The sequence below is a fragment of the Stenotrophomonas sp. UBA7606 genome (assembly GCF_002477705.1).
In the GTDB taxonomy this organism is placed as follows: domain Bacteria; phylum Pseudomonadota; class Gammaproteobacteria; order Xanthomonadales; family Xanthomonadaceae; genus Stenotrophomonas.
Genome location: NZ_DLJW01000091.1, coordinates 12,345 through 33,864 on the forward strand (window position 1 = coordinate 12,345; position 21,520 = coordinate 33,864).

The window sequence follows — 21,520 nt, forward strand, 5'->3', positions numbered from 1 at the left end:
CTACCCTCAGAATCAACCGCCGCACGGCCACTGCACCGTGCATGCTCCCTTTCGATAGTGCCATGACCTCATTCCCGCAACGCCAACTCGCCCTGTACCGCTGGCGCCTGTCGCGCACCAGCGCACTGGCCGTGGGGCTGCTGAAAAGCCTGCTCAACCGCGGCATGGGCGGCACGCTGCAGGTCATCCGCCGCCGCCTGCAACCGGTGACGGGGGCAACTGCCATGACGCCGACACAAGCGATCATCCCCACGTTGCCGGCTGCAGACGGCAAGCGCCGCCTGCTGTTCGTCGATGCTGCCGCCCCTACCCCCAGCCATGACTCCGGCTCGGTACGTGCGCTGGCCCTGTTGCGCCTGTGCCGCGAGCTGGGCTGGTCGGTAACGTTCATGCCCGACAATGGCCAACTGCCGGCGGAATCGGCACCGCTGCTGGCCGCGCTGGGCATCGAGCTGGTGGGCACGCCCGGCCAGCCGCGTCTGGACCGCTGGTTGCAGGCCCAGGGTGCACAGCTGGATGCAGTGATGCTGTGCCGCCATCATGTCGCCCGGCGCCACCTGCCCCTGTTGCGTGCCTTCACCTCGGCACGCGTCATCTTCGATACCGTCGATCTGCACCACGTGCGCCTGCAGCGCGCAGCCGAATTGCAGGGCGATCCACGGCTGCAGCACGAAGCACAGCGCGTTCGCATGGAAGAGCTGGCCTTGATGGCCAGTACCGATGCCACCACCGTGGTCAGCCAGGCCGAGCTGGAGTACCTGCAGGCCAATGGGATGCAGGCGCCGTTGTCGGTGCTGTCCAACATCCACGATGTGGTCGCCGCGCATCGCGATTTCACCCAGACCGAGGGGCTGCTGTTTGTCGGCGGCTACCAGCACCATCCCAACCGGGAGGCGGTGGACTGGCTGTGCCACGACATCATGCCGCTGCTGCGTCCCTTGCTGCCGGGCGTGGTGCTGCACCTGGTCGGCGACATCCGTGCCGAAGACGCCGCACGCCTGCGCGCCAGCGACGTGATCGTGCACGGCCACGTGCCTGCGATCGAACCCTTCCTGCAGGCCAGCCGCATCAACCTGGCACCACTGCGCAGCGGCGCGGGGGTCAAGGGCAAGATCAACCAGGCAATGAGCCACGGCCTGCCGGTGGTGGCCACCACCATCGCTGCCGAAGGCATGTTCCTGCAACATGGGCACAACGCACTGATCGCCGACAGTGCGGCCGATTTCGCTGCGCAGACCGCACGCCTCTACCAGGACGCCGCGCTTTGGCAACAGCTGTCCAGCAACGGCTACCAGAACATCGCCGAGCACTTCTCCTCGGCACTGGCGCGCGACACCCTGCAGGCCCTGTTGCCGGCGCCTTGAGACGATTGACGGCCGTTACCGCCAATCGTCTCGCTTTCCGGCTCAGCGCCGGAACGGCACGCCGGTCTTTTCCTTCAACTCGTCATCGCTGACGCCCGGTGCAGCCTCCACCAGCACCAGTCCATCGGCGCTGATGTCGAACACCGCCAGGTCGGTGATGATGCGGTCGACCACGCCCACGCCGGTCAGCGGCAGGCTGCAGTCGGCCAGGATCTTGTGCTCGCCATTCTTGGCGGTGTGTTCCATCAGCACCACCACGCGCTGCACGCCGGCCACCAGGTCCATCGCGCCGCCCATGCCCTTGACCATCTTGCCCGGCACCATCCAGTTGGCCAGGTCGCCCTTGTCGGTGACCTGCATCGCGCCAAGGATGGCCAGGTTGATGTGGCCGCCACGGATCATCGCGAACGAATCATGGCTGCCGAAGTAGCTGGCACCGGCACGCGCGGTAACGGTCTGCTTGCCGGCATTGATCAGGTCGGCGTCCACTTCCGCTTCGGTCGGGAACGGACCGATGCCGAGCAGGCCGTTCTCGGACTGCAGCCACACGTCCACGCCTTCGGGGATGTGGTTGGCCACCAGGGTCGGCAGGCCGATGCCCAGGTTCACATAGGCACCATCGCTCAGCTCGCGCGCGGCGCGCTTCGCCATTTCGTCACGGGTCCAGGCCATCTCAGTTCCCCTCCTGACGCACGGTGCGCTGTTCGATGCGCTTCTCCGGCGTTGCGTTCAATACGATGCGATCGACGTAGATGCCCGGCAGGTGTACCTGGTCCGGATCGATGGCGCCCACCGGCACGATCTCCTCCACTTCCACCACGCAGACCTTGCCGGCCATCGCGCAGGCCGGGTTGAAGTTGCGCGCAGTCTTGCGGAACAGCAGGTTGCCGGCTTCGTCGGCCTTCCAGGCCTTGACCAGTGACACGTCGGCCTTGAGCGCGGTTTCCAGCACATAGTGCTTGCCGTCGATCTCGCGGGTTTCCTTGCCTTCGGCAACGATGGTGCCGTAGCCGGTGGCGGTGAAGAAGGCCGGAATGCCGGCGCCGCCGGCACGCAGGCGCTCGGCCAGGGTGCCCTGGGGATTGAATTCCAGCTCCAGTTCGCCGGCCAGGTATTGCCGTTCGAACTCCTTGTTCTCGCCCACGTAGGACGAAATCATCTTCTTGATCTGGCGGGTTTCCAGCAACTGGCCCAGGCCGAAGCCATCGACGCCGGCGTTGTTGGAAATCGCAGTCAGGCCCTTGACCCCGCTGTCACGCAGCGCGGCGATCAGGGCCTCGGGGATGCCACACAGGCCGAAGCCACCCACGGCCAGGGTCTGGCCGTCGGCAACAATGCCGTCCAGGGCCTGGGCCGCGCTGGCAAAGACCTTGCCACGGCGCCCGGCGGGAGTTGAGGGATCGCTCATTGCATCACACCCACAGTGGTAAAGATGCCTGCATTCTAGCCATACCGGCCTCGCGCCCACCTTGGACCTTCGTCCAGCCTGCGGACAGCCAACGAACGCCGGGGCGACTAAACTAGGGGTCTACCCACCAGCAGGAGGCCTGCATGCCCCTTCCCGCCTTCAAGGCCTATGACATCCGCGGCCGTGTACCCGACGAACTGAATGAGGACATGGCGCGCAAGATCGGCACCGCATTGGCGGCCGAACTGGGCGAAGGCACCGTGGTACTGGGCCATGACGTGCGCCTGACCAGCCCGGCCCTGCAGGACGCACTGGCCGTTGGCCTGCGCGGCGCAGGCCGCGAGGTCATCGACATCGGCCAATGCGGCACCGAGGAAGTGTATTTCCAGACCGGGCACCTGCAGGCGGCCGGCGGGGTGATGGTCACCGCCAGCCACAATCCGATGGATTACAACGGCATGAAGCTGGTGCGTGAGCAGGCCCGGCCGATCAGCTCCGATACCGGCCTGTTCGCCATCTCCGACGCCGTGGCCGCCGACAACACGCCGGCGCAGCCGGCACGCGCCGGCCAGCGTGCCGAGCATGACAAGAGCGCCTACATCCAGCACCTGCTCGGCTACGTGGACCGCGCCACGCTGAAGCCGCTGAAGCTGGTGGTCAATGCCGGCAACGGTGGCGCCGGTGCCATCATCGACCTGCTGGCACCGCACCTGCCGTTCGAGTTCGTACGTGTATTCCACCAAGCCGATGGCAACTTCCCCAACGGCATCCCCAACCCCTTGCTGCCGGAGAACCGCGAAGCCACGGCCAAGGCGGTGCGTGAACACGGTGCCGATTTCGGCATCGCCTGGGACGGCGATTTCGACCGCTGCTTCTTCTTCGACCACAACGGCCGCTTCATCGAAGGCTATTACCTGGTCGGCCTGCTGGCCCAGGCCATCCTGGCGCGTAACCCGGGCGGCAAGATCGTGCACGACCCGCGCCTGACCTGGAACACGGTGGAGATGGTGGAAGCAGCCGGCGGCGTGCCGGTGCTGTGCAAGAGCGGCCACGCCTTCATCAAGGAAAAGATGCGCGCCGAAAACGCTGTCTACGGTGGCGAGATGAGCGCCCATCATTACTTCCGCGAGTTTGCCTATGCCGACTCCGGGATGATCCCGTGGTTGCTGATCGCCGAGCTGGTCTGCAGCAGCGGGCAGCGCCTGGCCGAGCTGGTCGAGGGCCGCATGGCGCGCTTCCCCTGCAGTGGCGAGATCAACTTCAAGGTTGGCGATGCCAAGGCGGCCGTGGCTCGCGTGTTGGCCCACTACGCGGCGCAGTCGCCTGCGCTTGACCACACCGACGGCGTCAGCGCCGACTTCGGCGCGTGGCGCTTCAATCTGCGCAGTTCCAACACCGAGCCGCTGCTGCGGCTGAACGTGGAAACCCGTGGCGATGCGGCCTTGCTGGCACAGCGCACCGCCGAGATTTCCGACCTGATCACTGCCTGAGACCCTTCATGAGCCCGATCCTGCCCGTCATTCTTTCCGGTGGTTCCGGCACGCGGCTGTGGCCGTTGTCGCGCGAAGCCTATCCCAAGCAGTTCCTGCAGTTGGCAGGCGAGCACAGCATGTTGCAGTCGACCTGGCTACGGGTGGCCGATGTCGCCACCCAGGCACCGCTCGTGGTCGCCAACGAGGCGCACCGCTTCGTCGCCGCCGAGCAGTTGCAGCAGGTGGGTACCACGCCATCGGCGATCCTGCTGGAGCCGGTGGGCCGCAACACCGCCCCGGCCATTGCCGCCGCGGCTCTGGAAGCACGCCGCAACGGTGACGATCCCTTGCTGCTGGTATTGCCGTCGGACCACCTGATCCGCGACGTGGGGCAGTTCCACCAGGCCATCGAAGCGGCGGCCAGCATCGCCGACCAGGGCAAGCTGGTGACCTTCGGCATCCAGCCGACCGCACCGGAAACCGGCTACGGCTATATCAAGGCCGTCGTTGGCGAAGGTGCACGGGCAATCGAGCGCTTTGTCGAGAAACCCGACCTGGACACCGCCCAGGCCTATGTGGCCTCCGGCGAATATTACTGGAACAGCGGCATGTTCCTGTTCCGCGCATCGCGCTACCTGGAGGAGTTGCAGCGTCTGCAGCCGCAGATCCTCGACGCCTGCCATGCCGCCTGGGAAAAGGCACGCCGCGACAGCGACTTCATTCGCCTGGACACCGATGCGTTCAAGGCCAGCCCCTCCGATTCCATCGACTATGCGGTGATGGAAAAGACCGCCGACGCGGCGGTGGTGCCGCTGGATGCCGGCTGGAGCGATGTCGGCTCGTGGACGGCCTTGCGCGATGTGTCCGAGCAGGATGCCAACGGCAACGCCCACCGTGGCGACGTGATCGCCATCGATTGCCACGACACCTTCGCCTATGGCGAACGACTGATCGCCATGGTCGGGCTGGACGATGTGATCGTGGTCGAGACCGACGATGCGGTGCTGGTCGGCAAGTCCGATCGCATGCAGGAAGTGAAGGACGTGGTGGCACGGCTGAAAGCCGATGGCCGCAGCGAGGCCACCTGGCACCGCAAGGTCTACCGCCCCTGGGGTGCGTATGACTCCATCGACCATGGCGATCGTTTCCAGGTCAAACGCATCACGGTCAAGCCCGGTGGCACGCTGAGCCTGCAGATGCACCACCACCGCGCCGAGCACTGGATCGTGGTCAGCGGCACGGCCGAAGTCACCCGAGGCGAAGAGGTGCTGCTGCTCACTGAAAACCAGAGCACCTACATCCCGCTCGGCGTCACCCACCGCCTGCGCAACCCGGGCAAGCTCCCGCTGGAGCTGATCGAGGTGCAGTCGGGTAGTTATCTGGGCGAGGACGATATCGTGCGCTTCGAGGACACCTACGGGCGTACCTGAGCCCGCAGGACCGTAGCCAGCAAAAACCCCGGGCTTGCCCGGGGTTTTTGTTGTTCTCATGCAGAACCGTTGCAGGAAGCGCGGATCATCCGCTCGCGATTTCGCTCATTACCCGCTGCAGACCCGCCTGCCAGGTCGGCAACACGATGCCAAAATCCTGCTGCAACTTGCGGTTATCCAGTACCGACCAGGCCGGACGCTTGGCCGAGGTGGGGTACTGATCGCTGCTGATGGCCTGCACCTGCGGCACCTTCGCCAGCACCCCGGCAGCTACCGCCTCGGCAAAGATCGCCTCGGCAAAACCATGCCAACTGGTCTGCCCCGATGCAGTCAGATGCCAGGTTCCGGACAACTGCCCTGGATGCTGCAACACCTGCGCGGTGACATCGGCAATCAGGGCTGCCGGCGTCGGCGTGCCCACCTGGTCTGCCACTACCCGCAGCTCGTCACGTTCGGCACCCACACGCAGCATCGTGCGCAGGAAGTTGCCGCCATGCGAGGCATAGACCCACGCGGTACGGAAGATCAAATGGCGGCCGCCTGCTGCACGCACCGCGTTCTCACCGTCACGCTTGCTGCTGCCGTAGACGCCCAGCGGTTCAGTCGTATCGTCCTCACCGTAGGGCGCTGCGCCGTCGCCCTTGAACACGTAGTCGGTGGAGTAATGCACCATCGGCACGCCATGCGTGGCACACCACTGGGCGATTACTGCAGGCGCTTGTGCATTTGCCCGGAACGCCACTTCGGGCTCCTGCTCCGCACGATCCACCCCGGTATAGGCGGCAGCATTGACCACCGCCGATGGCTGCAGCCTGTCCAACAGGGCGGGCAGGCTTTCGGGTGCATTGAAGTCGGCGATCTCGCAGTCACTGCCATCGGCCAGCTTGCCGCTGCGAGTGGTTGCGACGACACGGCCAAGCGGCGCAAGCGCGCGCAACAACTCCTGCCCTACCTGCCCATTTCCACCGAACACCAGCACGCTCACGGCAGGTACACCGGCAGGCGATCTTCCGCGATGTCTTTCAGGAACAGCGCGTTCTCGTCCTTGGCCGACAGGGTAGGACCACTGATCGGCCAGTCGACGCCGATATCAGCATCGTTCCAGCGGACACCTGTATCAAAATCCTTCAGATACACCTCGGTGCACAGGTAACTGAACACAGCGCGCTCCGACAGCACCGCAAAACCATGTGCAAAACCTTCCGGGATCCAGAACTGGCGCCTGTTCCCGGCACTCAGGACGACGGCCTCCCACTTGCCGAAGGTCGGTGAACCGCGGCGGATATCCACGGCCACGTCGTAGACCTCGCCTTCCAGCACGCTGACCAGCTTGCCCTGCGGCCGTGACCATTGGTAATGCAGGCCACGCAGCACGCCCTTGCTGGACGATGAAATATTGCTCTGCTTGAAACTGCTGGGCAGCCCAAGTGCAGCAAAGCGCTCGGCGTTCCAGGTCTCAAGGAAAAAACCACGCGCATCGGCAAACACCGCCGGCTCGATCACCACGCAACCCGGCAGGGCTGTTTCAATCACCTTCACGGAACCACTCCACGCTGCAGCAGCTTCTGCAGGTACTGACCATAACCACTCTTCAACAAGGGCGCCGCCAGGGCCTGCAGCTGCCCGGCATCGATCCAGCCCTGGGCAAAGGCGATTTCCTCCGGGCAGCATACCTGCAGGCCCTGTCGCGTCTGCAGCGTTTCAATGTAGTTGGAAGCTTCAAGCAAGGAGGCATGGGTGCCGGTGTCCAGCCAGGCATAACCGCGCCCCAACGGTTCCAGGTGCAATTGCCCCTGCGCCAGGTAATGCCGGTTGAGATCGGTGATTTCCAACTCGCCACGTGCCGATGGCCGCAGGCTGGTGGCGTAGTCGGACGCGTTGCCGTCGTAGAAATACAGCCCGGTGATGGCGTAATTGGAGCGCGGCTGGGACGGCTTCTCGACCAGGTCGATCACCTTGCCACCGCCATCGAACTCGGCCACGCCATAGCGCTCCGGGTCGTTGACCCAATAGCCGAACACGGTTGCACCGTGCTGCCGCGCATCGGCACGCTGCAGCAGTTCGCGCAGGCCGGTGCCGTGGAAGATGTTGTCGCCCAAGACCAGGCAGCTGGGCTTGCCGGCGACGAAATCGCGACCGATCAGGTAAGCCTGTGCCAGCCCGTCGGGACTGGGCTGCACCGCGTAATGGATATCCATGCCCCACTGCGAACCGTCACCCAGCAAGGTCTGGAACAGGGCCTGCTCATGCGGCGTATTGATCACCAGCACCTCGCGGATGCCGGCCATCATCAAGACGCTGAGCGGGTAATAGATCATTGGCTTGTCGTACACCGGCAACAGCTGCTTGCTGATTCCCTGGGTGATGGGATACAGCCGCGTGCCGGAACCGCCAGCCAGGATGATGCCTTTACGCTGGGTCATTCCACCGTCTCCCCGGTGCCGATGCGCTGCAGTCGGTAGCTGCCATCGAGCACGCTGTCCACCCATTGCTGGTTGGCCAGAAACCAATCCACGGTGGCGGCGATGCCCTGCTCGAAGCTGTAACGGGGCTGCCAACCCAGTTCATCGCGCAGTTTGGAAGCGTCGATGGCGTAGCGCCGGTCGTGCCCTGGGCGATCAGCGACAAAACGGATCTGGCTGCTGCGCGGTTGTCCGTCGGGGCGGGGGCGGCGCTGGTCCAGCAGCGCACAGATCGCCTGCACCACCTCAATGTTGCGACGTTCTGCATTACCACCGACGTTGTAGGTCTGGCCCGGCCGGCCCTGCGCCAGCACGGTGCGGATCGCCTCGCAGTGATCGCTGACGAACAACCAGTCACGCACCTGCATGCCGTCGCCATAGACCGGCAGCGCCTCCCCGGCCAATGCCCTGGCGATCACCAGCGGGATGAGCTTCTCGGGGAAGTGATAGGGGCCATAGTTGTTGGAGCAGTTGGTGGTCAGCACCGGAAGCCCATAGGTGTGGTGGAAAGCCCGCACCAGGTGATCCGACGCGGCCTTGGACGCCGAATACGGTGAATTGGGCGCATAGGCGGTGGTCTCACTGAAGCTGCCGGTTTCCCCAAGGCTGCCATACACCTCGTCGGTGGACACATGCAGCAGCCGGAACGCATCGGCACGCCCGGGCGGCAGGCCCTTCCAGTAATCACGCACTGCTTCCAGCAGCGCCAGGGTGCCGACGACATTGGTCTGGATGAACGCCGCCGGGCCATCGATGGAACGGTCGACGTGACTCTCGGCGGCGAAGTTCAGCACGGCGTCGGGCTGGTACTCGGCCAGCAGCCTGTCGACCAAGCTGCGATCGCCGATATCCCCATGTATGAATACATGCGCCGGGTTGCCCTGCAGGCTGTCCAGCGTCTGCAGGTTGCCTGCGTAGGTAAGCGCATCCAGGTTCACCACACGGATACCGCGCGCCACCGCCTCCAGTACGAAATTGCCGCCGATGAAGCCGGCGCCGCCGGTTACAAGCCATGTAGGCACGCGTTGTTTCTCCTGTTGCTGCGGCCAACCAGGCCGCTAATGCTGGCCGCAAGGATATACCGAGGCCAGCTGACTGGGCCGGGCGTTGACAACCAGCGCGTGGTAGCGACAATTTGTCCGGACATTTGAATTCAAGCCGAGCCACCATACGCATTCGCATGGAACCTGTATCCCGGCTAGAATCGGAAAATTCCGTCCCCGGCCCGCGCCGGCCCCCATCAGCAACCGAAGGACCCCGCAGCACATGAAAATCCTCGTCGCGTACAAGCGCGTGGTGGACTACAACGTCCGCATTCAAGTCAAGCCGGATGGCTCCGGCGTGGTCACCGATGGCGTCAAGCTCTCGCCGAACCCATTCGATGAAATCGCCCTGGAAGAAGCCCTGCGCCTGCGCGACAAGGGCATCGCCACGGAAGTGGTGGTCGCCACCATCGCCCCGGCCGATGCCCAGGCGCACCTGCGCAACGGCCTGGCAATGGGCGCCAACCGTGCCATCCATGTGGTCACCGACCAGGCCATCCAGCCGCTCACCGCCGCCCGCACCCTGCTCAAGCTGGTCGAGAAGGAACAGCCGGACCTGGTGATCCTCGGCAAGCAGGCCATCGACGACGACGCCAACCAGACCGGCCAGATGCTGGCCACGCTGTGGGCACGCCCGCAGGCCACCTTTGCCTCCAAGGTCGAGATCGCCGACGGCAAGGCCACTGTGACCCGTGAAGTCGATGCCGGCCTGGAAACGTTGGAAGTCGATCTGCCGGCCGTGATCACCACCGACCTGCGCCTGAACGAGCCGCGCTTCATCAAGCTGCCGGACATCATGAAGGCCAAGGCCAAGCCGCTGGAAACCCTGCAGCTGGCTGACCTGGGCGTTGAAGCCGCCGATACGTTCAAGACCACCCACTACGCCGCACCTGCCAAGCGCAGCAAGGGCGTGATGGTGAAGGATGCCGCCGAGCTGGTGGCCGCACTCAAGCAGAAGGGGTTGTTGTAATGGCCAAGATTCTCGTCATCGCCGAACACCTGGACGGCAAGCTCAACAGCGCCGTGGCCAAGACCGTCTCGGCTGCGACCGCCGTGGGCGGCGACATCGATGTGCTGGTGCTGGCCGCCGACCCGGCCGCCATTGCCGCCGAAGCCGCGCAGATTGCCGGCGTCAGCAAGGTGCTGACCATCGCCAACCCGGCCAACGAACACGCCCTGGCACAGGTGCAGGCCCCGCAGATCGCCAAGGCCGCGGTTGGTTACAGCCACGTCTTCGGCCCGTCGACCACCACCGGCAAGGATCTGATGCCGGCCGTGGCCGCGCTGCTGGGCGTCAACCAGGTCTCGGACCTGATGTCCGTCGAGGGCAGCCATACCTTCAAGCGCCCGATCTACGCCGGCAACGCCATCATCACCGTCGAGGCCCCGGCCGACCAGGTGGTCGTGGCCACCGTGCGTGCCGCCTCCTGGCCGGAAGCGGCCAAGGGCAACAGCGCCCCGGTCGAGGCGATCAGCGTTGATGCCGCCCTGCCCTCGCACACCCGCTTTGTCGGCCTGGCCGCCGGCAAGAGCGACCGCCCGGACCTGCAGAGCGCCAAGCGCGTGGTCTCCGGTGGCCGCGGTGTCGGCTCGGAGGAGAACTTCAAGGTGATCTACCAGCTGGCCGACAAGCTCGGTGCCGGCGTCGGTGCCTCGCGCGCCGCGGTGGATGCCGGCTACGTGCCCAGCGACATGCAGGTGGGTCAGACCGGCAAGATCATCGCTCCGGAGCTGTACATCGCTGTTGGTATCTCTGGCGCCATCCAGCACCTGACCGGCATCAAGGACGCCGGCACCATCGTCGCCATCAACAAGGACGGCGATGCGCCGATCTTCGAGATTGCCGACATCGGCCTGGTGGGTGACCTGTTCACCTTGCTGCCGGAGCTGGAAGCGGCTCTTTGATAATCAGCTTGGAATTTTGGCCCACTCCAGAGAAACTAGAGATAATCTGAACAGTTCGCTGATCCGATCGCCGGAAGGAAATTCACTTGCCAGCCACGACTATGATCGGGGCTGGCTCCTTCTATAAGAAGCAACAGGATATGGAACCGTGCATTGAACGCTCAGAGCAGAAAAATCCACAATCTAGTCCTTATCCGTTACAACATGCCCCCCCCCACGGAGTGGCACAACGGGACGTCATACAACCTCGACCATAAGTGGCTGGAACGTCGCCACGATCTCTTCAAGCGTTACTGCCTGCCATCGCTCCAGCGCCAGCGGCATGAATTTACGGCCTTGATATACTTCGATGAGCGAACACCTGTTGATTACATCGACTCTATTTGCTCAGACCCCTTCATCCAGCCGATATTGACCTCGCAGCACGCCACCACCAGCGAGGAAATGCTGCAAGAGGTTGTTCGCGGCATTGGAGCATGGACTTGGAGAATGCAAGAAATCGGTGCCTTGCACGTTGGAAACGTCGTTTCAACAACCAGACTAGACAGCGACGATGCCATCTCTCCCGAATACCTCCACCTGGTTAATAGTAGCTACGAGGAAAGAGGCTGCCCTGATGAGGAGTATATCTACTTCCCTACCGGTCAGGAATTCTCGATCCTTGAAGGCCATTATTATATTCGCAACTATCCAAAAAATGCTTTTGGCACGCTCTATGAGAGATGGAATGGGCAAGCTCTACGCACTGTCATGCATTGCCAACATCCGCAGCTTCTCAAAGAGCACGCGCATAACTCTACACCCTTGGAGCCAGGAACACCCCATTGGTGCATAATCGTTCACGAGAACAACGTCAGGAATCAGATAAAAGGAAAGCCGGTGGAGCATGGTTACTTCCGGGTTCAAGATTATGAAGCTAATCTCTCCGAGGGCACTCTATAGTGTGTGAAGAAATATATGAAAAATGCCTTCCGCGCTAAGACAGCCCGAACTCAGTCGAAGCTGTCGCTTCCCAGAAATAAAAAACTTACGCAGCGGGTTCGCGAGTGAACTCCCTTTCGGCCGGCAGCTAGGCGAATTGCTTGCCCCCCCAAAAAAGCTTCAGGCAAGCACACCCTATCGTCAAACCTGATACTCACATAATGAATCTTCGCAAAAAGGTAATGGTGGTATTTGGCACGCGCCCGGAGGCCATCAAGATGGCGCCGTTGGTCACCGCATTGAAACAGCACCCCTCGCTACAAACCATCGTTACGGTTACTGCCCAGCACCGGCAGATGCTGGACCAAGTGCTTGACCTGTTCGGTATCACGCCTGATGAAGATCTCAACGTCATGCAGCCGGGTCAGACCCTCTCCGACCTGACCTCGCGAATCATGCACGGCATGGAGCAGGTGATCGCCAAATACGCGCCGGATATCGTGCTGGTGCATGGCGATACCACCACCACCTTCGCCACCTCGCTCGCCGCCTTCTACCAGCGCATCGCCGTTGGGCACGTCGAGGCCGGGCTGCGCACCGGCAACCTTTATTCGCCTTGGCCCGAAGAAGCCAACCGCAAGCTCACCGGCGTACTGGCCAACCTGCACTTCGCGCCGACCGAGCAATCCGCGCAGAACCTGCGCAATGAGAACGTGGACGAAGCCCACATCCACGTGACCGGCAATACCGTGATCGATGCACTGCTGGCGGTGGTCGCGAAGATCCAGCAGACACCCGCACTGGAAAGCGAGCTGGCTGCGCTTTTTCCGTTCCTGGACGCCTCCAAGCGCCTGATCCTGGTCACCGGCCACCGCCGCGAGAACTTCGGCGACGGCTTTGAACAGATCTGCCAAGCACTGAAGGCCATTGCCCAGCGTGGTGACACCCAGGTTATCTATCCCGTGCACCTGAATCCCAATGTGCAGGAACCCGTGCATCGCATCCTAGGCGGGATGTCTGACGTACACCTGATTCACCCCCTGGATTATCTGCCGTTCGTCTATCTTATGAGTCGCTCGTACCTGATCATCACCGACTCCGGCGGCGTCCAAGAAGAAGCGCCGTCTCTCGGCAAACCCGTCCTGGTCATGCGTGACACCACCGAGCGGCCTGAAGCGGTGGCGGCAGGCACGGTAAAACTGGTAGGAACCTCTACGACCAGCATCATCGACCAAACCAACCGGCTGCTCGACGATCCTACGGCTTATGCCGTGATGGCCTTCGCAAACAACCCTTACGGAGACGGCCAAGCCGCCGTCCGTATCTCCGACCTCTTGGCCGAGGACGTACACGATCTCGCAAAAAAGTAGTATGAGCACCAAGAAGCAAATCGATCTCGTCATTGGCACACGCCCGAACATCATCAAGGCTGCTCCTCTCTACAAGGCACTTGCTGCCAGTGAATGGGCCCAGCCGAGGTTGGTATTCCTGCAGCAGCACACTGATCCAGCTCTATCGACGCAGACGATGGAAGACGTGGGCATCGATATCGCTCAGATATCTGCGCTCCCGTTAGAAGGACATGACTATGGAGATCGCTTCGGCTGCATGGTTTCGAGGTATGCGGACTTACTGAGCACTGCAAAACCCGACCTCGTAACAGTCTTTGGCGACGTAGACACGACCCTTGCTGCGGCGATCACAGCCAAACGTGAGCAATGTCGACTTGCCCATGTGGAGGCAGGCCTACGTAGCGGCGACCGCACGATGCCTGAAGAGTTGAATCGTCTTATGGTGGACTCAATCTCTGACCTCCACCTAACCACGACAAACGAAGCTCGGGAGACGCTGCTGCGCGAAGGCCATCGACACAGCTCCGTGCTCTTCGTGGGTAATCTCATGATTGATTCGCTATTGGCAACAGTGGATCCCTCAAATGCGCAACAGCTGCTCTCCATGCTTGGCATTCGAGGCCAGCAGTTCATTCTTGCCACCTTTCACCGCCCGTCCAATGTAGATAGTCGCGAGCAATTACAGGCCCTGATACGCATGCTCTCCCATTTGACACAGCGACTTCCCGTCATCTGGCCAATCCACCCCCGTACACGCGTGGCCCTGCAACGGGAGGGATTGATGCCACACTTGGAAATCCCAAGGTTGAAAATTATCCCTCCTCTGCGCTACAGAGATTTTGTTGGACTTCAGAGCTACGCACGGGCCGTCGTCACGGATAGCGGAGGCATCCAAGAAGAATGTGCAACTCTTGGGATAACTTGCTTGACGATTAGGGATACTACTGAACGGCCTGACACCTTATCTGCTGGCAACGAGCTAACAACACCAACCTTGGCACCAGAACGCTTGGACGACCATCTGCGGAACCCAAATGCGAAGCACTCTCGCACCCCAATCCCGTTTTGGGATGGGCAGGCAGCCGGGCGCATCGAAAGAGCATTTAGAAATTTCATAAAGCAATGATAAAAAAGGAAACTACAACGGCACTTGGCACAGGCTCTGGGGCGTTAAAGGCTCCGGATGTCGCCCTTGGACCGAGGCCATTGGTTTCCGTCGTCATGACCTCATTCAATACTTCTACGTTTGTCGAAGCTGCCGCGACATCGATACTCCGGCAAACTTGGGATAATCTAGAATTGCTTGCCATCGACGATCAAAGCACCGACGACACTTTGCGCGTTCTGCTCAATTTGCAACGCAAGGACCCGCGGGTACGCGTGCTTCTAATGAATCAAAACAGCGGGACTTATGCCGCGCGCAACGCGGCGATGGAGCATGCTAAAGGCGAGGTCATCACGTTCATCGATAGTGATGATCAAGCACATGAAGATCGCCTATATCAGCAATTGGAGGCACTACGCTCACCCGCCATCGTGGCTAGTACTTGTAACTACGAACGGCGCAATGAACATGGACAATTGGTCATGAACCGAGGATTACCCGCCCGACAGGCCCTTATCAGCTTAATGTTCAAACGGACGGCCCTGGACGAGATTGGATGGTTCGACAACGTCCGGTTTGGAGCAGACGACGAGTTTTTCGAGCGTTTGCGCTCAGTCTACGGCAGAGCAGCGCACACCAATGTGGACGCAACTCTTTACACAGCACTGTGGCGACAGGGCTCCCTAGCAAACAACGCTACAGATGGAACCTTTATCTCTCAAGATGGGCCCGAATTTCTCAGTCCCGTCCGTCAACGCTATAAATCCGCATTCACGCAATGGCATCAAGCCAATAAATCCAAAAATATAATTCCTTACATCCCACATCGCCCACAAGGGCGAGCTTTCAATTATTGAAACTGTAAAGACCCGTCACTTTCCACTCAGGCCAAGCGACTGATTTGGCGGCATATACCGCGGCCGGGGGTTTCCGAGTAATGCAGATAGCCGTCATTCTCACTTTTTCTCGGAAAGAATCGCACGGAAATCCTCTGCAAAATCTCGGGCAAAGGTCGCCGTCAGGTGATGCGCATCTCGCCAAACCAAAGTGCTACCCAGTGCAGCCGGACAGGTTTCACCAGGACATATCCGCCGGTCAAAATCTATAATCTCGACACCAACGTTCGCGGCTGCAACCCGTAATGGATCAACACGTGCAAGTAAAGGCGCACTGGGTCTCCCGCAGTCTTCCAGACTTGCGCCGCGACGCGACAGGCATTCCGGCACGTCAACTCCCATACGTGGCGTGTCACCGATGACTACGACACGAATCCCCGCATCACGAAGCTTCCGCAACATTTTTGCGTGGCCTGAAGCGAGAAGCTCGGCATTATTTTCCGGAGTCGCGCCCTCCGCGTACTGAACACGAGATAGTGAAACAAAAACTATCTCTGGCTTGTTGGAAAGTAGGTCATTAATCACCTTCTGTGCCCATTCATAGCAAGAGGAGTAAACAGCCCCAGCCTTGCCGAGCAGCACCCGTTGTTCCGAGAACGCGCATGCGGACTTTGTATGGGAAACCAGCTGGAACTCGTTTCCAGCCAGCAACTCCTCAAATGCAGGCACCCACTGCGCAGCGTGGGAATCTCCCACAATAGCGATCTTCCGAAGCGCGTGCTCGTTCCCGTACACACAAGGAATCGGATCAGAACTTCGTTGATCCACGTGGCAACCCTTCGCATAGATACTGGAGTTGTCCGCGCGCGCTTCACTAGGCCTGGGGCGCAGTGAATCCATCGCCGTCACCGAGGCCACTGCCCCCGCCGGAACCGGGTCCGACGCAACTACTTCTATGTGCTTGGCCAATTCGTTCTGGAATGAGGACAACATGGTGCGCACATACGTTGCGGTCAGGTGATTAGAATCACGCCAAACCAGTACGTTGCCCACATACGGTTCGCATCGGGCAGGGCCACAAATCTTATCGGAAAAATCCATTACGGCGGCCTCAGACCGCCGCGCAGCGCCCAGAAGAGGTTCGTACCGACCGAGCGCATCCGAACGCGAGACGCCGCACGCGCTCACACCGGATGTCGATACACACTCGGGAATGTTTCGCTCCATTCGCGGCGTATCCCGAATAACAATCACCTTTCGACCTTCCGCACGCAGCCCCTGCAGCAGCTCAAAGACCCCGGCTTCAAGCATCTGATTACTCTGCTCACGCCCCTTTGCTTCGGCCGCCATATAGGAATGGGACTGTGCAAAAATTACCAGTTCGGCACTATTCTTCAAAAGCTCTTGCTTGAGCGCCCGATTCCACTCTTGGCAGGCGTCATAGGCCTGACCATCCCTCCTAAGAACCATCACGTCGCCAAGTGGACAAGATGACTTGAAATAGGTCACCACCTCAAAATTGGATTGCTTCCCAGTCTCAGCCAGAGCGGGCAACCACTGCACAGCGTGAGAATCACCAGCGAGCACAACCTTACGTTTCGCACCAACCGCTCCATAGCTGCAGGTATTCAAGGTGGCGTGACGCTGCCCAGTAATGCACCCGTCTGCGTACGCCTTTGGCACATCATCCTTCGCAGAAACCAATTCAGGAATCGCGGCAACGTCGTACTTCCTGGACTGCTCCGTACCATTTACAAGCGCGGCCGCACCCGGGTGATTAACATCTACACTCGCCACCACCTCAATCTCCGTCGCCACGCCGCGGACAGCTGGCTGCGCCCTCAACGCCCATGCTATGGCGATAGTAGTGCCGGAGATGGCGATGCCAAACAGGAAAGTTCGAAGATTAGTACGCAACCATGAAGCGTCGCGGGTTGAATCTTCGATCAAAATTTTGCTAGTGAAAGCCAAAGCAACCGATACGCCTGCTGCAACAAGCATATCAACTCCATCCAGATCTCGACCTGTGATTGCCTTGAACAAGATAATGACTGGCCAATGCCATAGATACAACGAATAAGAAATGTCACCCAGAAACTGCATTGGCGCCGTGCGTAGCAACATACCTGCGCCATACCTGCCCCCGCTGCCACCGGCACATATCAACATAGCCGCGCCAACAACCGGAAACATCGCGACCCAGCCAGGGAAGGCCACGGTTGCGTTGATCAGAAACAACGATCCTATGATTGAGAAAAGCCCCATCCAGCCGATAAAGCCGCGCAGTCTGGGATTCCAATCTTTCCAGCCAACCCATGATGCAAGCAGCCCACCAACGGCAAGCTCCCAAGCGCGCGCTGCAGTGGAGAAGTACGCCAGCCCCGGCTCGACACGAGTGATGTAAATGCAGTATGCAAACGATACAAAAAATACAACACCGCACAAGAGCTGATAAACCAAGCGCGCGTTCCGCCTGAGCCCTTTGAATAGCAGGAACATCAGACCCAGCAAAAGCGGCCAAAAAATATAATATTGCTCTTCCAGCGACAATGACCAGAAATGTTGCAATGGCCCAGGTGAATTATCTGCCGCCAGATAATCAACTGCCTGGCCCGCCAGCCACCAATTCTGCAAATAAACAGTACTGGCGATGACCTCATTTAGAGTGCTTTCGCGGACGACACCGGGAAGGTAATTGATGCATGCGACTATCGACAGCATTACCAATGCAGCAGCTGGCAGAAGACGACGGACTCGGCGACCGTAAAAACGAGCCAACGAAACGGTGCCACCATTTTCTTGTTCACGAAGCAACAGCCCGGTGATCAGGTATCCAGAGATTACAAAAAAAACGTCGACACCGACGAAGCCGCCTGGCAGCCAAGTGATACCGAGATGCGTCAACACGACTGCAACCACCGCGATAGCGCGCAACCCCTGAATTTCTAGACTAAAGCCACCGGAAGCGTGCTTCATTTCTGTTTCCTATCTACGAAAATGGCGCCGCGTCTCACAACACGGCGCCTGCCAATGGCAAAAATCAAAGGCGGCGAGTAATAGTCGCCTTAACCGAGGCGCCTGCAATCTCAGCCGATTCCTTGCGCTTTGGCTGTGAAAGAGTAATGCCAATGATCTCTTCCCCTTTCTTAAAGTTGACGGTCAGATCATTCTCAGCTTCCTTCGCCCGGCCAGCAGTGAAGCCCGCAGACGTCAACGAGGTGGTCAGTGCCGTCACCAGTTGCTCGCGCGCGACATTCGCGAAAACGATTTCGACCTGGCGACGCATCTTCCCAGAAGACCCTTTCAATTCCTGGTCGCTGATCACTTTACCTTCAGCGGCCACCGATGCGTCAACGACAACCAAGGCGGTGGAAGCCGAACTAACCGGGCTTTCTGTCACAGCGGCCGCAACAGGCGTCGCCTCCCCCCCGGCGTCGACCTTCGGCTCATCCTTCCCAGAACAGCCCGCAACTGAGAGACAAACTGCGGCAGCAAGGACACCAACATATTTAATGCGCATACTCAACTCCAACATTAATAAAAATTAAATTACATCCTGAACGGAACCAGGCGAGAGAATACGAGAAATCCTATGACCAAATACCGAATATCCACAGTTTCTGCTGACAAAAGAGTACCCCGCCCGAACCCGCTCTGCATAGAACTTGGAATCTTCCTGCAAACGCTCCAACATGGGTCGCACTTGTTCTGGAGTTACATACAAGGCTGCTTCACCAAAAACCGGTTCGAAACGCGCCGGAAGCAGCACTGGCAATCCCTTTGCCATCGCCTCCATAGGTGCGCGTCCAAATGCCTCGATAAGATCCTCATGAGGGTAATAGACGTACACATTTGCCTCCCCCAAGAAGCTCTTTACATCAGTGGAATCAAACTCTTGCACTTCCCAATTCCCAGGAACCTCACCAAGGAGCGCTATCGCCTTCTCGGCACCTCCTAGGATACGAACTCCGAACGGTGCCCCAACACAGTACGCTGCGCGAATCATAGATGCATCCTCAGGCCATTTGTCTATATGGTCCCTTGAATGCCGCGCAAGGATGATCGATTTCTTTATATCGGGGACTTCGCCCATCCTCCATGCTTCCGTGTCAATCATCGGCATCCAGTCAAAATCGGTAAGCTCCGCTGCTTCACACAAGTTCACCGCGATCGCGCGGATCACAGGCGAAAGCGGTGCAAACTTTGGCATGACCCCAAAAACTCTGCTGAAATTTTCGCGCACCACATTAACGTCATAAACGAGTCGCCCTCCCTCACTACGGGACATAGGGGCCTGATTCATGATTATGACACCAGCTTTTGTTTCCACCTCCGGAACGATGTCCGGTACATCCATCAAAATACCGGGGTGGTTAACGAGGACAATGTCACAGCTAACTTGCAACCCAGGCACCACCACCTCGGCTTCCGCTTCGGCAATTGCTCGCAGAATCTTTGGATTAGCGGCATTCTCAACATGCGCCAACATCGGCCAATGCAGGACACCAATACGCATCCCCGCCTTTCGTGCAGCTATGATCATCCCGATGTTTGAGCCGGTAGTTCCACCCGGAAATGAAAGGTCCGTAACCAGCAACACATCCAATTTTATTTCTGTTCGCTTGTCCGGAAGCAACGTGGCCGCTACCGGGAAACGTCGCAGCCCTGGCTCACGAACTGTAACCCCAGCAGCCTGCCAAGCCGAATAGAACTCCTTGTACTGACGACGAACACCATAGCCGACCGTCGCGATACTGGTTGACCCAGACTGCGTCAACGAGTCTTGACGACCAAGAATGAGAGTCAACGGCACGCCCCGGGCGATGCCTCGGCGAGGAGTTGCAAAATGCTGTAAGAATCGGGCAACCAGCTCGGAATCGCCTCCGACCCGGACTTCGTCCCAGCCGCCCAGCTCCAAAAGATCCATACGGCGCATGAGAAACGAGGAAGTATTCATTACAAACATCGACCCGTTTGCACGCTTGGTGATGACCTCGACATCCTCGGTCACTCGAACCCCATACGTGAAGTTGGCGCGCTGCTGGTTGTCCAGCAAATCCTCCATCTGGAAACTGATACGTTCTGGGTGAGACCAATCATCTGAATCGTGCACCATCACGTACTCGCCCTGTGCCTTTGACAGAGCGTGGTTGCGCGACACATAGGCCCCCCCGTTCCGCTCATTCCGAAACACTCGTATGCGAGGATCTTCCCTCGCCAGGGCCTGCAATACTTCGAATGTATTGTCCTCACTGCAGTCATCAACAACCACAATTTCTAGATTCCGCCACGTCTGTGCCAGCAACCCGCCGATAGCGACTCCAATTACCCCGGCAGCGTTGAACGCGGGCATCAACACGCTCACCAAAGGACCATCCGCTCTACGCGCTGGCGCGCTAGACTTTGCCGAAACAACACTCCCTATTCTGGAGAAAAAGCTACCTTCGCCGCCCTTAAGGTAAAGCGGACTGAAGCCATTATCTTCGAAAGGTCGCGACAAGGCCGTCAGCCAGTTCCGCACACCCAGCTCCGTGTCCGCAGTCAGTCGCAGGACATTCGCTCGAATCAAATTCCGTTCCGAGCCAAGCACGTTGTCATTACGCCACTGTTTCAGGAGACGGCGAAGATTATCGATCTCCCCAAGATTCAGTAGCGCGTCGGCACGGAGAATTCGACTTTGCCTATCCAAGGCTTCCGGCAGTTCCAAGTCCCCGCCCAGAAACGAATCCATCAAAGCAAGGTGTCCCATCGCTCCTTCAAAATTTTTTGAACTGGAGCACTTGAGGGCGAGTGCCCAGCTGGCGGCGATACGACGGCTTCGTGACGCGTTAGCATCCCACTCAACTGACTTCAGTTGCTTCTCTACACCGGTGGAAAAACCATTATTTGCCCTAGCGACTAAACGCTGGATCTGGCGAGACGGCTCAACAATTTTCTTCGCCGCCCGATCAAATGAAGATGCCTCGCCGCCGGAGACAGGCAAATAATACTCAGCCTTTGCTAGCTGCTGAGCGCTGAGCGTAATCAGGCGCTTCTGCCGCAGCAGCACGAGAAACAATCCCGCAAAAACCAGGGAGATTGCCGCGAACCATGCAAACACGTCGATGAAGGACGAACTTGACAACATGGAAAAAGCCGCCAGAACCGCGACGCCTATCCAAGCAAGCAAAAGCACCGACTCCCATTTTGTAAAGCGTCTCACGCCATACCTCCTTCTACTTT

18 protein-coding genes are annotated in these 21,520 nt (G+C 59.7%); 9 read left to right on the top strand and 9 right to left on the bottom strand.

Annotated elements, in window-relative coordinates:
• Positions 1–62: 62 nt before the first annotated feature.
• On the top strand, positions 63–1,364 hold the full coding sequence (locus tag B2527_RS11445; protein ID WP_293712285.1) for a glycosyltransferase: 1,302 nt from the start codon (positions 63–65) through the stop codon (positions 1,362–1,364).
• A 42-nt stretch (positions 1,365–1,406) separates the two neighbouring features.
• Here the strand turns inward: B2527_RS11445 and B2527_RS11450 are convergent, their stop codons facing one another.
• Together B2527_RS11450 and B2527_RS11455 are read right to left on the bottom strand one after the other, a co-directional pair.
• On the bottom strand, positions 1,407–2,036 hold the full coding sequence (locus tag B2527_RS11450; protein WP_293712287.1) for a CoA transferase subunit B: 630 nt from the start codon (positions 2,034–2,036) through the stop codon (positions 1,407–1,409).
• Position 2,037: 1 nt separating this feature from the next.
• The gene (locus B2527_RS11455; RefSeq protein WP_293712290.1) at positions 2,038–2,772 is read right to left on the bottom strand and encodes a CoA transferase subunit A; all 735 of its coding nucleotides are present in this window, start codon (positions 2,770–2,772) and stop codon (positions 2,038–2,040) included.
• 143 nt (positions 2,773–2,915) lie between these two features.
• On the opposite strand from B2527_RS11455, the gene B2527_RS11460 reads away from it, so the two are divergent.
• Positions 2,916–4,262, top strand: coding sequence for a phosphomannomutase (locus B2527_RS11460; RefSeq protein ID WP_293712293.1), 1,347 nt, complete (start codon positions 2,916–2,918; stop codon positions 4,260–4,262).
• An 8-nt stretch (positions 4,263–4,270) separates the two neighbouring features.
• The gene (locus tag B2527_RS11465) at positions 4,271–5,674 is read left to right on the top strand and encodes a mannose-1-phosphate guanylyltransferase/mannose-6-phosphate isomerase (RefSeq protein ID WP_293712296.1); all 1,404 of its coding nucleotides are present in this window, start codon (positions 4,271–4,273) and stop codon (positions 5,672–5,674) included.
• 85 nt (positions 5,675–5,759) lie between these two features.
• On the opposite strand, the gene rfbD is transcribed toward B2527_RS11465, so the two are convergent.
• From rfbD to rfbB, 4 genes are read right to left on the bottom strand one after another with little or no spacing between them, the layout of a single operon-like run.
• Entirely contained in the window at positions 5,760–6,659 is a 900-nt protein-coding gene (gene rfbD, locus B2527_RS11470) for a dTDP-4-dehydrorhamnose reductase (RefSeq protein WP_293712299.1), read from the bottom strand.
• A complete protein-coding gene (rfbC, locus tag B2527_RS11475; RefSeq protein WP_293712302.1) occupies positions 6,656–7,213 on the bottom strand; it encodes a dTDP-4-dehydrorhamnose 3,5-epimerase in 558 nt (185 codons plus the stop codon). Before rfbC ends, rfbD begins: the two co-directional genes overlap by 4 nt.
• Positions 7,210–8,097 carry a glucose-1-phosphate thymidylyltransferase RfbA gene (rfbA, locus tag B2527_RS11480; RefSeq protein WP_293712305.1) on the bottom strand — a complete coding sequence of 296 codons (888 nt, stop codon included), beginning with the start codon at positions 8,095–8,097 and terminating at the stop codon, positions 7,210–7,212. Before rfbA ends, rfbC begins: the two co-directional genes overlap by 4 nt.
• Positions 8,094–9,158 carry a dTDP-glucose 4,6-dehydratase gene (gene rfbB / locus B2527_RS11485; RefSeq protein WP_293712308.1) on the bottom strand — a complete coding sequence of 355 codons (1,065 nt, stop codon included), beginning with the start codon at positions 9,156–9,158 and terminating at the stop codon, positions 8,094–8,096. The genes rfbA and rfbB overlap by 4 nt, the downstream gene beginning before the upstream one ends.
• 244 nt (positions 9,159–9,402) lie before the next feature.
• On the opposite strand from rfbB, the gene B2527_RS11490 reads away from it, so the two are divergent.
• The 6 genes from B2527_RS11490 (at position 9,403) to B2527_RS11515 (ending at position 15,319) form a co-directional block, all read left to right on the top strand.
• A complete protein-coding gene (locus tag B2527_RS11490; protein WP_057627298.1) occupies positions 9,403–10,149 on the top strand; it encodes an electron transfer flavoprotein subunit beta/FixA family protein in 747 nt (248 codons plus the stop codon).
• Entirely contained in the window at positions 10,149–11,084 is a 936-nt protein-coding gene (locus tag B2527_RS11495) for an electron transfer flavoprotein subunit alpha/FixB family protein (protein WP_293712318.1), read from the top strand. Before B2527_RS11490 ends, B2527_RS11495 begins: the two co-directional genes overlap by 1 nt.
• 153 nt (positions 11,085–11,237) lie before the next feature.
• Complete coding sequence (locus B2527_RS11500; protein WP_293712321.1) at positions 11,238–12,026, top strand: glycosyltransferase; 789 nt, start codon at positions 11,238–11,240, stop codon at positions 12,024–12,026.
• Between the two features lie 200 nt (positions 12,027–12,226).
• Positions 12,227–13,375: a non-hydrolyzing UDP-N-acetylglucosamine 2-epimerase gene (gene wecB / locus B2527_RS11505; RefSeq protein WP_293712324.1), complete on the top strand. Its 1,149-nt coding sequence runs from the start codon at positions 12,227–12,229 to the stop codon at positions 13,373–13,375.
• Position 13,376: 1 nt separating this feature from the next.
• Entirely contained in the window at positions 13,377–14,483 is a 1,107-nt protein-coding gene (wecB, locus tag B2527_RS11510; RefSeq protein WP_293712327.1) for a non-hydrolyzing UDP-N-acetylglucosamine 2-epimerase, read from the top strand.
• Complete coding sequence (locus B2527_RS11515; RefSeq protein WP_293712329.1) at positions 14,480–15,319, top strand: glycosyltransferase family 2 protein; 840 nt, start codon at positions 14,480–14,482, stop codon at positions 15,317–15,319. The genes wecB (B2527_RS11510) and B2527_RS11515 overlap by 4 nt, the downstream gene beginning before the upstream one ends.
• Before the next feature lie 99 nt (positions 15,320–15,418).
• On the opposite strand, the gene B2527_RS11520 is transcribed toward B2527_RS11515, so the two are convergent.
• From B2527_RS11520 to B2527_RS11530, 3 genes are all read right to left on the bottom strand, one after another.
• Entirely contained in the window at positions 15,419–18,274 is a 2,856-nt protein-coding gene (locus B2527_RS11520; RefSeq protein WP_293712332.1) for an acyltransferase family protein, read from the bottom strand.
• A gap of 64 nt (positions 18,275–18,338) precedes the next feature.
• Complete coding sequence (locus B2527_RS11525; RefSeq protein WP_293712335.1) at positions 18,339–18,818, bottom strand: hypothetical protein; 480 nt, start codon at positions 18,816–18,818, stop codon at positions 18,339–18,341.
• A gap of 24 nt (positions 18,819–18,842) precedes the next feature.
• A complete protein-coding gene (locus tag B2527_RS11530) occupies positions 18,843–21,500 on the bottom strand; it encodes a glycosyltransferase (protein WP_293712338.1) in 2,658 nt (885 codons plus the stop codon).
• Positions 21,501–21,520: the final 20 nt, after the last annotated feature.